This is a genomic window from Psychrosphaera algicola (genome assembly GCF_028401425.1).
Classification (GTDB): domain Bacteria; phylum Pseudomonadota; class Gammaproteobacteria; order Enterobacterales; family Alteromonadaceae; genus Psychrosphaera; species Psychrosphaera algicola.
This window is the reverse complement of record NZ_JAQOMS010000002.1, coordinates 3,246,847-3,259,569: the sequence shown is the minus strand read 5'-3', so window position 1 is coordinate 3,259,569 and position 12,723 is coordinate 3,246,847. Positions and strand designations below refer to the sequence as shown.

General features: G+C 40.0%; 3 protein-coding genes and 5 pseudogenes. 5 read left to right on the top strand and 3 right to left on the bottom strand.

Annotation, left to right across the window (positions count from 1 at the left end):
* The first annotated feature begins 48 nt into the window (after positions 1 to 48).
* Positions 49 to 1,565: pseudogene (locus PN838_RS17865) on the top strand (protein adenylyltransferase SelO).
* Positions 1,566 to 1,649: 84 nt separating this feature from the next.
* Here the strand turns inward: PN838_RS17865 and PN838_RS17860 are convergent.
* Positions 1,650 to 2,126: a 2-thiouracil desulfurase family protein gene (locus PN838_RS17860; RefSeq protein ID WP_215962589.1), complete on the bottom strand. Its 477-nt coding sequence runs from the start codon at positions 2,124 to 2,126 to the stop codon at positions 1,650 to 1,652.
* An 81-nt stretch (positions 2,127 to 2,207) separates the two neighbouring features.
* Between PN838_RS17860 and glmU the strand changes: the two are divergent.
* Both glmU and PN838_RS17850 read left to right on the top strand, forming a co-directional pair.
* A pseudogene (gene glmU / locus PN838_RS17855) lies at positions 2,208 to 3,566 on the top strand (bifunctional UDP-N-acetylglucosamine diphosphorylase/glucosamine-1-phosphate N-acetyltransferase GlmU).
* Positions 3,567 to 3,740: 174 nt separating this feature from the next.
* Entirely contained in the window at positions 3,741 to 5,237 is a 1,497-nt protein-coding gene (locus tag PN838_RS17850) for a hypothetical protein (protein WP_272181513.1), read from the top strand.
* A 129-nt stretch (positions 5,238 to 5,366) separates the two neighbouring features.
* Here the strand turns inward: PN838_RS17850 and PN838_RS17845 are convergent, their stop codons facing one another.
* Positions 5,367 to 6,710, bottom strand: coding sequence for a methyl-accepting chemotaxis protein (locus PN838_RS17845; RefSeq protein ID WP_272181512.1), 1,344 nt, complete (start codon positions 6,708 to 6,710; stop codon positions 5,367 to 5,369).
* Between the two features lie 538 nt (positions 6,711 to 7,248).
* Between PN838_RS17845 and PN838_RS17840 the strand changes: the two are divergent.
* Positions 7,249 to 8,006: pseudogene (locus PN838_RS17840) on the top strand (DeoR/GlpR family DNA-binding transcription regulator).
* A 13-nt stretch (positions 8,007 to 8,019) separates the two neighbouring features.
* A pseudogene (gene glmS, locus PN838_RS17835) lies at positions 8,020 to 9,853 on the top strand (glutamine--fructose-6-phosphate transaminase (isomerizing)).
* Between the two features lie 662 nt (positions 9,854 to 10,515).
* Here the strand turns inward: glmS and PN838_RS27535 are convergent.
* Positions 10,516 to 12,475: pseudogene (locus PN838_RS27535) on the bottom strand (LTA synthase family protein).
* Positions 12,476 to 12,723: the final 248 nt, after the last annotated feature.

Sequence of the window (12,723 nt, the reverse complement as noted above, 5' to 3'; positions counted from 1 at the left end):
AACTATTGAAAGGCGCACACTTTGTTTGAGATCAAATTAACGACGATTATGACTATTCTATCTGGCAAGCAATCGACAAAAATTACCGACTTACGATTTTCCAATACGTATGCTAATTCGTTGTCTGAATTAGGGCATTTTGTAAATCCAACGGCATTCCCAAAACCTAAGTGGGTAAGTATCAGTTCGCAAACAAGTAAGATACTCAATATCGATGCGACTGCCTTAGAAAGCCAATCTGAATGGCTTAACTGGTTTAGCGGAAATCAAATGGTAGATGCGGCCCAAGCTATTGCGCAAAAATACACAGGGCATCAATTTGGTCAATATAATCCCGAATTAGGCGATGGCCGCGGATTGTTACTCGGTGAATTACTTTCCGACACAGGGCGTTGGGATATTCACGTAAAAGGCGCGGGAAAAACCCCATATTCTCGATTTGGCGATGGCCGAGCAGTATTAAGAAGCTGCATACGCGAATATTTAGCTTCCGAAGCATTACATCATTTGGGGATACCAACTTCCCGGGCTTTAGGCTTATTTACAACAGGTGAAAAAGTCCAGCGTGAAACCATCGAACCCGGTGCCGCTTTAATCCGGGTTTGCGAAAGTCACCTTCGTTTTGGTCATTTTGAATACGCCTTTTATCAAAACGATACTAAATTATTAGAACAACTTGTGGCATATGCTGTAACTGACGTATTGCCGCAATCGTCGGATGAAATACGCGCTCTAAAGCCCAATGCCTCAGCGCAACAGCAAGCTTATCAATTACTTAAATTCACGATCCGAACAACGGCGGAAATGATTGCGAAGTGGCAAGCTTATGGATTTTGCCACGGGGTTATGAACACCGACAACATGTCAATTTTGGGCATCACTTTTGATTATGGTCCCTACGGTTTTCTAGATGTGTATGAACCATCACATATTTGCAATCATTCAGATCACAGTGGTCGATATGCATTTGACGAACAACCGAGTATTGGGTTGTGGAATCTCAACGCGCTTGGCTATTCACTTTCGCCTTTATTGTCAAAAGAAGAATTGACCGAATTGCTAAAACAGTACGAAACAATTTTACTTGATAATTATTCTTCGTTAATGCGGAAAAAGCTTGGTTTTAAAGAAAAGCAAAAAGAAGATCAAGCCTTGTTGGGGGACTTCTCGCCCTCATGCAGGAACAAAAACGCGACTATACCTATACGTGGCGAATGTTAAGCAATGTCCGTTTTAGTGACAAAAATGAACAAGTATTTATTGATACCTTTGTCGACCGTGATGCAGCAACAGCTTGGCTAAAACGTTATAAAAAACGTGTTTCTATGGAAGTTATTTCAGATGATGAACGTTGCGAGCTAATGTATTCGGTAAACCCCAAATACATTGTTAGAAACTACTTAGCACAGCAAGTCATTGAAGCTGCAGAGAGCGGAGATAACAAACCTTTAGAGGAACTGTTGTTGGTGTTATCACAGCCATTTGCCGAGCAGCCTGACTTCGACCTTTATAGTAAACTGCCCCCAGACTGGGCAGGTAAACTCAGTATCAGTTGCAGCAGTTAATACCAAAAAGTAATACGAAATCGTGGCGCGCAATGCCCTTAGTAAAAGCTGCGCGCGACATTTCAATGATTGAGTACGAATTAACTAATCTGAGTGATTTAGCTGCTGTTGCAATTCATTAAGCTGCAATTCTGAAAAGACCGCGACCCCATTTTCACGCAATCGCCTAGCCGTTACCCCTTCACCATCAATTAAAGTTGCGCTAAACGTACCGTCATATATTTGTTGATTACCACAACTTGGACTATTCGCTTTCAGCAAGGCGTGACTCACTTGGTGCGCTTGGCAAAGTGCTAACGCTTGGTCAGCCCCCTTTTCAAAGGCCTCTGTTACGTCAATTCCCTGTACAGTGATGACTTTACCTTCAGCGTATTCAGCTGGCGCCCTTGGTGTGTTAAGCCCGCCCATCACCTCTGGACACATAACCACTAACTTACCGTCTTGCTGTAACTGCTTTAACCAACTTAAGTCAGCCAAAGGTTTACTCTTACCGTCATACCGAACCGGATGGCCAAGCAAACAAGCTGAGACTAATAACTTAAAATTGTTGGTTTTATACATTAATAAAAAAATTCAAAAAAATGTCATCTGATTGCGTATAATACCTGCGTTTAAAATAATTAAAATGGAAGTATTGCCCAAATGAGTTTATCTGTCGTGGTTTTAGCTGCCGGAAAAGGCACACGTATGCGTTCTAGCTTACCAAAAGTTTTGCACCCAGTTGCACACAAGCCTATGGTACAACATGTAATTGATGCAGGTACTGCATTGAATGCGTCAGGAGTGACAATAGTATACGGACATGGCGGCGACACGTTAAAACAGGCACTTGCTGAAAACAACGCCAATTGGGCACTGCAAGCTGAGCAACTTGGAACCGGTCACGCGGTAAAGGTTGCTGAACAATTTATGCCTGACAACGATACAATTTTAATTCTATATGGCGACGTACCACTTATTCAAAGCGCAACTCTAGAACGGTTACTCGCTGTTAAACCAGAAAAAGGCATTGCGCTTCTCACTGTTAAGCTAGACGATCCATCTGGTTACGGTCGAATTATTCAGTGAAAACGGTTCAGTTGTAGGCATTATTGAGCAAAAGACGCAAATCCAGAACAACTCTCAATCAATGAAGTAAATACGGGCATAATGGCGGTTAACGGCGACTTGTTAAAATCGTGGTTGAATAACCTTTCAAACGACAATGCACAGGGCGAATACTATCTAACCGACATTATCGCTATGGCGAATGAGCAAGGCTATGCTGTAACAACAGCACATCCCGACAGTGCAATGGAAGTTGAAGGTGCGAACAACCGTGTACAACTAGCCGCTTTAGAACGTGAATATCAGAAACGTGAAACCGAAAAGCTAATGTTGGCAGGCGCTTCAATGCGCGATCCAAGCAGAGTTGACGTCCGTGGTGACGTAACCGTTGGCCAAGATGTTGAGCTTGATATCAATGTTGTTTTTGAAGGCAAAGTTACTTTAGGTAACAATGTGGTTATTGGTCCAAATTGCTTGCTTATTGACTGCGTGATTGGTGATAACACTGTGGTTCACGCAAATAGCATTATTGAGTCAGCCGAAGTTTTAACCAATGCTCAAATTGGTCCATTCGCTAGATTGCGCCCTTAGTGCGGTCGTTGGCAATAAAGCTAAGGTCGGCAATTTTGTAGAAATGAAAAAATCAACATTAGGCGAAGGGTCTAAAGTTAATCATTTCTCTTATTTAGGTGATACAACAGTTGGCCAAGGTGTAAACATTGGTGCCGGCGTTATCACGGCAAACTACGATGGTGTGAATAAATTTAAAACGACCATTGAAGACAACGCATTTATTGGCACAAACTCAACACTTGTGGCACCGGTTACCATTTCTGCAAACGGTTTTGTTGCTGCAGGTTCAACGATTACCAAAGATGTTGAAAAAATGCTCTTTCAATTGCGCGCGGAAAGCAACGAAACATAGACAATTGGCCACGTCCTGTAAAAGGCTAAACTCATGATCCGGTGTTACTTTTTAGTAATACCGGAGCGTTTAATACCATTGCAGTAACTAATACATCGATTCAGTCGTCGGGGAATGCTCGACTAATTAATAGAATAATAACTCGAATTCAGTATAATGTACTGTGTTTTTAAACTCGACAAATCAAAGGCCCTGAATTTATCATGAACAAACGGTTTATCACTACTTTTGCAGCAATTCTTATTGGATTTTCAAGTTTGTTAAGTGCTAACAATACGTTAATCTTAGATACGTTGTATGAGCAGGGGATCAAGTTCATTTCTTCAGATACCCTTTCAGGTAGAAGTGCAAGTGCGTTTAGCGTCTACAAAATGATGGCTAAAACCGACAGTGAGCACCCAAAAACCCATTCATTTGCATTGTTACTCGACACCGCAACTAAACAACAGGTAATGGCACTTGTTCAGCAAGGTCAGTCGTTAGACGCTGACCGTTTAAAACTTGAATATTTGTCACTGCAGTATGAAGTAGGTGTTGAGCCTTCCAGTTGGGCGGCATTAAAACAAAGTTTTACTCAAGCCCCTGCAACCACCAGTCAAGTTGCAAAGACACCAGTACCAAAAATTTCTCCTGCTGACCTAAAAGCAACAAATCAACTGTCGAGTAGTCAGGTTAGAACTTTGATTTCAAATACCAAAGTATATTTACGTCAAAAACAATTTTTTGCTCCTGAACATAAAAATGCCTTTAATAATATTAGACGTTTGTTAAAAGACAATCCTAAAAATACCAAAGCGATTGCCCAGTATTTTAATTTGCTTGAAGACGTTCAAGAAGAAGTTGATGATTTGCTGGATGACGGAGAAATTTTTAAAGCCATTTCACTGACCGAACAAGGCCTGAGCGAGCTACCAGATCACGCATTATTGCTTAATTTAAATGAACGTGCGATTGGATTACAAAACATTGATAGTCATATTAGTGCGTTACATGATCCAAATGAATATATTCCAGAGTTGTCTACATCAACTCGTAATGCGCTATTGTCAAATGCAAAAACCTACCTAAAAAGAAAGCAATTTTTCGCTCCTGAGTCGTCGAACGCCTACTCTAAATACAAACGTGTATTGACCAGCGAACCGGATAATTCAAAAGCAAAAACGGGTATGTTCAAACTAGTTAAAGAGCTTGATGAAGAAATAAAAGAATTAGTTAGCGACGGTAAAATTGAGTTGGCAAGAAACTTATTGCATCAAGCACTTGGTGCGATACCTGAAATGGCCAGTTGGAGTTCAACACTAGTAAAGCTTGATGAATTAAGTGCATTAAAACAAAAACGTTTGGATTATGCACAAGCTACCTATTCTCCAACCATGTCATCAAGAAACCGCAAGGCGTTGCTTACAAATGCGAGATCATATATCCGCAGTGGTAACTTTTTTAGCGTAGGCGACAGCACTAAAAATGCAAATGATGCTTTATTTAAAGTATTAGCGGCTGAACCTGATAATGAAAAAGTGGCTGGATATTTTGACGACTTAATTAAGAAAGTGAATGAAACTGCAGTTGAGTTGGCAGAAGATGGTGAATTAAATCGAGCGGCGAGTTTAATTAATCAAGCTTTAACATTCCATGCAGGTCACCCAGCATTAGCGACATCAAGCGGCAGTTTAAACAGCCTTATCGCAGTTATTCAGTAATATATAAAATTCAAAGAAGTTACCTATTATAGATAACTTCTTTGAGTCTATATGTTTGGTTAGTTCTATTTATTCTGCATAACCAACACTTCGGTAAACCGAGCTTTACCCTTAGTCAGATTAACCCGGTTAATTCAGTTTAAATCGACTTACCGAATCACTGAGTTGTTTCGCCTCAACTCTCGCATTTCTTGCTCTCTCGCCATTTTGCGACGCAATTTCAAACGTATTTGCCGTTTTATCAGCGAGCTCTGTTAGGTACTTACTTATTTCTTGTGCGACCTGACTTTGCTCTTCAGTCGCGGTTGCGGTTTGCGCAGCAACGTCGGTTACTTTTTGCGAAGCTTCTGCAATTTTAGATAACGCCGTTAAGGTTTGTTTAGACAGTGCTACTGTAGATTCAGTTACCGCGCTACCGGCATTAATCGATTCCACAGCATGTTCAACACCATTTTGTAAATTCTCGATCATTTTTTGAATGTTCTCAGTACTCTGCTGAGTCTTACTCGCCAACGTACGCACTTCATCTGCTACAACGGCAAAGCCTCGTCCCTGCTCACCCGCACGGGCGGCTTCAATTGCTGCATTTAATGCCAGTAAGTTTGTTTGCTCAGCGATACCACGGATAACATCTAGAACCGATGCTATATCCGCCGAGTTCTCAGACAATTTAATAATAACCTCAGCCGCATTGGCAACCGTATCTGACAAGTTAGAAATTTCAGTAACGGCTGATTCAGTAATTCGAGTGCCTTCTTCAGTCAATACTGTTACCTGCTGTAACTCATCCGCGGTTAAATGCGCGTTTTCAGCAACTTCTTTTATTGCATAAGACATCTCATTTACAGACGTCGCGATTTGCTCAACAGATTCAGATTGTTCTTGGCTGATCTCCTGCACTCTTTTCGCGCCGCCATCCATCTGTCCAACACCCTCAATAACTTTTGAAGACTGACCAACAATGGACGAGATAAGTTTCGCTAAATCATTTACAAACTGATCTAAACTGTTTTCCACATCACCAATTTCGTCATGGCGTTTCGAATTAAGACGTTGAGTTAAATCGCCATCGCCGCTGTTTAAGCTATCAATTTGGTTGCGTAGCGTTATCAAAGAATTCGACATCAACTTAGGACCGATATAACCAATCGTCATCATCCCACAAACAATAATTAAACTAATCGTAAGCAAAACACTCTGTTGGTTAGCCACCGAGTCTACCGTTTCTGATGACACTAACTTAGACATTTTGTCGGCTTCTTCCCCTGCAATGTCATAAAAACTCCGCAGCGCTTCAAAAGCCGCTAACGAACTTTTAGCGCTTACATCCCGAGCTTTGTAAACATCACTCTTACTGACCAATTCAAAAACTTCGCCACTTTCTTGTAACCACGTTTTGTAGGCCGGTTCAAACCCACTTAATTTAGCTAAAATCTCAGGATAAGCCTGAAGCAGAAATTTGTACTTATTCATGCGGTCAAGCGCTTGTTGCGCATTATCTTGATAATCGACAATTGCTTGTTTAGCAGATTCACTATTAGGGAATTAAGTAAAACTTGCTGCTCGGCAACACGGGCTTGATATAAATCTCTGTCGGCGTTTAAAACAGCCGAGATAGCTGGATTAAATTTTTCCCAAATAAATCTAACGCAGATTCGGTTTTTGATATTAGTGCGTTATAAAATGCCACCAACAGTATGAGAAATAGCGCAATTGCGCCAAAGGCTGCGGTATATTTGAATCGGATGCTATGTACAGTCATATTAGTTTCAGCTAGTTGATATAGATAATAGTTAATATAGATGAGGTATTTTATTTTATCGACTTTATATTTTTTGTGAACAACTTGACGTGTGTTATTACGAAACTATAATGGTTTCGTTTCGAAAGATACAAGATTCGAACATTGTTAATTTCGAAAGTCTGTTTCCCAACTTGCTTTCAAAAATGACTAGGTTCACTATCCGATAAACAATTTGAACAAATATCAAACGATAAACGGGACTTTTAAGTGCAAAAACGCGACACTCAATCTAGACGACGAGCAATTGTTGACTTAGTAAATGACAAATTAGAAGTGAGCGTAGATGAATTAACGGCTAGCTTTGGTACGTCAGAAGTGACCATTCGCAAAGACTTAACCGCACTTGAAAACAGTGGATTGTTGTTGCGTAAATATGGCGGTGCTATCTCACTACCAAAAGGCTCATCCGAGCTCAGTAGTCCTCAGGTTTCTAGTCGCAAACAGAACATTGCTAAAGCCGCGGCCAGTTTAATAAAAGATCACAACCGAATTGTCATAGATAGTGGCTCAACCACATCAACATTATTGCTGCACGCTCAACATGTGCGAGGTTTAGTGGTTATGACCAACTCAATGCAAGTGGCGAATCAAACTTTTGAACTTGAAAACGAACCAACCTTGTTGATGACTGGTGGCACATGGGACCCACAATCCTGTTCGTTTCAAGGCCAACTCGCAGAATCTATGTTAGATTCATATAACTTTGATCAGGCGTTTTTAGGCGCCTCTGGACTTGATGTTACGCGTGGTACAACAACGTTTAACGAATTAACAAATTTAAGCCGCGTGATGGCAAAAGTATCTCAGCAAGTTATCGTCCTTGCAGAGTCAGACAAATTACAACGAAAAATACCAAATTTAGAGCTTCCTGGAGCGAAATAGATGTCCTGATCACTGATTCAGACATTGACGCAAACAGTGAAGCGCAAATCGCAAAAAATAACGTAAAAATTATAAAAGTTTAATTGGAGAGAGAACATGTGTGGAATAGTTGGTGGTGTAGCTGAACGTCGGATCGTAAATATCCTGTTAGAAGGTTTAAAACGATTAGAATATCGTGGATATGATTCTGCAGGTGTCGCCTTATTAGATGGCGACGGCGTGATAAAGCGTGAACGCGAAGTTGGCAAGGTACAGGCACTAGCCGATGCCGTCGCTGCTTCTGGTCTAAATGGTACCACTGGTATCGCGCACACTCGTTGGGCCACTCACGGCGGCGTTACGCAAGCCAATGCTCACCCACATATTTCGTCAACTGAAATTGCTTTGGTTCACAACGGTATCATTGAAAACCACGAAAGCCTGAGAGAACAGTTACAACAAGACGGATACGACTTCTCCTCAGCCACTGACACAGAAGTAATTGCTCACTTAGTAGCAAAAACCGCAAACAGCACGATACGCTATTGGCAGCAGTTCAGGTTTCAGTTAAACAACTTGAAGGCGCTTACGGCACAGTCATCATGGAACCACAAAACCCTGATCGCATCGTTGTTGCTCGTTCAGGTTCACCATTAGTTATTGGTTTGGGAATGGGCGAAAACTTTGTTGCTTCAGACCAACTTGCCCTTTTACCAGTAACTCGCCGTTTTATCTTCTTAGAAGAAGGTGATGTAGCAGAAGTAACACGTGATTCAGTTAATATTTACGATGCCGATGGTAACCCAGTAACACGTGAAATTAACGAATCGACGGTCACTCATGACGCAGGTGACAAAGGCGCTTACCGTCACTACATGTTAAAAGAAATCCATGAACAACCAATTGCAGTACGTAATACTTTAGCTAGCCGTATTAACGAAAATACCGTAATTGAAGACTGTTTAGGCGACAACGCCGCTGAAATCCTAAAAGGGATAGACCATGTTCAAATTATTGCATGTGGCACCTCATATCACTCAGGCATGGTTGCTCGCTATTGGTTAGAGTCACTCGCCAATGTAAGTTGTAATATCGAGATTGCATCTGAGTTCCGTTACCGCAAATCTTATGTTCCTAAAAACTCGCTTATCGTCACGATTTCCCAATCTGGAGAAACCGCAGATACACTTGCTGCACTAAGACTTGCAAAAGAAATTGGCTACAAAGCCAGCTTAACTATTTGTAACGTGCCATAGGTTCATCACTTGTCAGAGAATCAGACTTAGCGGTTATGACAAATGCCGGTGCTGAAATTGGCGTTGCATCAACCAAAGCATTTACCACACAATTAGTTGCGTTACTTATGTTAACCGCAGCCTTAGGTAAACAAAAAGGGATGACAGCCGAAGTTCAGAAACAGATTGTGACTGCACTTAGCAGCTTACCTGCAAAATTAGAAGAGTCACTTCTAATGAGCGAAGGCATCGAAAAAATGGCTGAAGAATTTGCTGATAAACATCACAGTCTGTTTTTAGGTCGTGGCGAGCAATACCCAATCGCAATGGAAGGCGCATTAAAGCTTAAAGAAATCTCTTATATTCACGCCGAAGCCTATGCTGCCGGTGAATTAAAACACGGTCCTTTAGCGCTAATCGACGCAGAAATGCCAATCATCGTTGTTGCACCTAATAATGAATTGTTGGAAAAACTAAAATCAAACGTTGAAGAAGTTCGCGCCCGCGGCGGTATTTTGTATGTCTTCGCCGACAAAGACGCTAAGTTCAAAGGCGACGATACAATGCGAGTAATGGAAGTACCACACGTTGACGAACTTATCGCGCCAATTGTGTACACCATTCCATTACAACTATTAAGCTACTATGTGGCAATCATCAAAGGCACCGACGTTGACCAACCTCGTAATTTAGCGAAAAGCGTTACGGTTGAATAAGCAATTGATATAAAACGACATATTGTCATTTCCAATTAACATTGGAAACATCTAAATAAAGATGGAAACAAAATAAAAGGGCTCATTGAGCCCTTTTTACTAATCGTGTGAGAGTTAAAGCATATCGCTAAACAGCGATTGGTAACCCTTGCCGAAAAACCAACTCATTTTTGGACACTTGTGAGTTAGAACGAATGCGTGCTTTGTGCCAATAACAAGCCTTGAGACACTTAACGATTAAGGCAACAATTATACGGTAGCGGACATAAGCCTTGTTATTTCTCACGATATTTGAATCGATACAACTCTCCCAGCGTTAGATAAAGAAGTTACCTAAAAGAAGTGGACATTCAATTAAGATGATTTTAGGTATTAAATTTTTGTGATTCTTTGATGCTTTCGGGCACATTACGCCATAGGGTTTACGTGCACTTATTACAAAGTATGAGTACTCTAAAACATAAGGTTCAGTACAAAAGTTCAGCCTGAATGTGAACAAAGCGAGATCTAAATAGATGCTTTAGCTCAAGCAATAACTTATCTATTAATTGTGTTGGCTGTATAGGCAATAGGCTCGTAATCAATCACAGTATTTAAAGTTCTGTGATTGATTAATGTAGGACTTAATAACTAGAGCTCACTAAAATGAATAGGTTGTATTTTTAGTCATACAAAGAAAAATACCAGCCATTTTTATACGCTAAACTGCCCCATAGAACATGAGCTAAAGCTACTTCAGATAAATAAACGTTTTCTGCTTTTGGGTTTAATTGATTTTCATTAATATTATATTCAAAATTTAAAGCAGGTTTACTTGGTTGTAATATGGTTACTTCATCATCGATCATATATGCAAAATTTTCTGCGTATTGCATCATTGCTCTGCCTGATGAGTTTGGTTCGGTAAGATCTTGCCCTAACATAGGTGAATGATTTTCTACGCCCATTAACGATAACAATGTTGGTGCTAAGTCAATTTGACTGACAATTCGCTCATCTGACTGAGGGCTGTTTCCTGAATTTAAAATGACACCGGGTATATGAAAGTTATTGATTGGCACTAAGTCACTGCCTGTTGCTCTAGCATCATGATCAGCGACAACAAGGAATACGGTATCTTCCCAATATGGTTGTGTTTTAGCTTTGGCTATAAATTTTCCAAGAGCATAGTCAGCATATTGAATTGCTTTATGGCGAAGTAATTCTTTAGAATCATATCGTTGTAATTGTTCTTTGGTATATTCTATAGGGCTTATGACACCCTCTGGGATTTCAAAAGGGTCGTGATTACTAGAGGTAAACACAAAACTAAAAAAAGGTTTATTAGATTTGTGTAATTTAGTTAACTCTATATCAGCTTGATTAAATAAATCTTCATCACTAGCTCCCCAAGATGCGATAAATTGAGGGTTTTCAATATCATCAAAATCAACGATGTCAGTAAACCCATTCCCCAGAAAAAGCTTTTCATATTGTCAAAATGACTTTCGCCACCGTAAATGAATTGGGTTTCATAGCCATTACGTTTTAATAATGATGCAATGGTAAAGAAGTCTTTTTGAGACTTATCTAGTTTGACTACCGCTCTTGATGGGGTCGGAGTAAACCCAGTGATGACCGCTTCGATACCGCGAACTGAGCGCGTACCTGTGGCATATAATCGATTAAACGCCCATCCTTGTGCATTGAGTTTGTCTATTTCAGGCGTTATTGGTATTCCGCCTAATGATGAAACATATTGTGCGCCTAAACTTTCTTCTAAAATGATCACAAGATTTTTGGGTTTGCCTTGGTAAGAAGGCGAACGTTTAGTTAGAGTTGGATACTCGCTATTATTAAAGCTACTTTTAGGTTGTTGCGTTTGGTGTCTAACCAATTCGATAATTCGCTCATCACTCATTTTGCCGTAAAGCTTGGCAGCATTTTTTTCATCGCCAAACTGATTAAGTGCATAGGCAACGCTGTAGGTTGAGTTTAAGGTCAGTGAGTTTATTAATGGGTCTGTTGAAAAATAGACCAATGCAGGATTAATTGGGCGATGACCAACAGTACCTCTTGCACACAAAAACAAAACGATAAAAAGCGTAAAGAACGAAACGATAGAGATTTTTAAATTGGTATTTGTACCTGCTGGTAGGAATTTCCTAAGTACTTCCATATAAATTTACTAGCAACAATTAAGGCGGTAAAAACTACGATTAACGTCAGTGAATGACCATTAACTAGCATTTTTGTTACTTCATCAGGATAAGCTAGATACTCAATAAATAAACGATTAGGTCTAAAACCGTATTCGATTATGAAAGCAGGTGTTGCTAATTCAAAAAATAAGACAGCAATAGCGGCAATGAAAAACCAAATTTTCAAACAGTTTAACCAGATTAATCTGAATTTAGTCGCTACTAGCCAAGGGTGAAGTAAAGCTGGTAATGCACATAGGTAGCCGAGCAGACTTAAGTCAATACGTAGACCATTTACGAAGAGCTGAATAAGGCTAGAAGCCGTATCAAATCGTTGAACTTGCCACATAGCTAAACCAAATCTTGTTGCCGTAAGAAATATAAGCAATGCAGCAGAAAAAATAACAAATGGTCTTAAAACACTATAGACAGGAGCAAACATCGTTGAAAAACTCTCTTAATAAAACGATGTTTACCTTATTTTATGAAGCTTAAAATTTGCTTAATTTAAACTGATATTTAACTAGGTAAGTAGATTTCTACTGAAATTTTCTATGAATTAATGAAAATTAATTCTCAATGTTGTATTAAGGCTGGCCGTAGAGGTAGAGTTACAACTAAAACTATTATGTCAAACAGTAATGCCTAAGTTTGCAGTGTACCTACTCAATTCTAATCCACCTGTTTAGC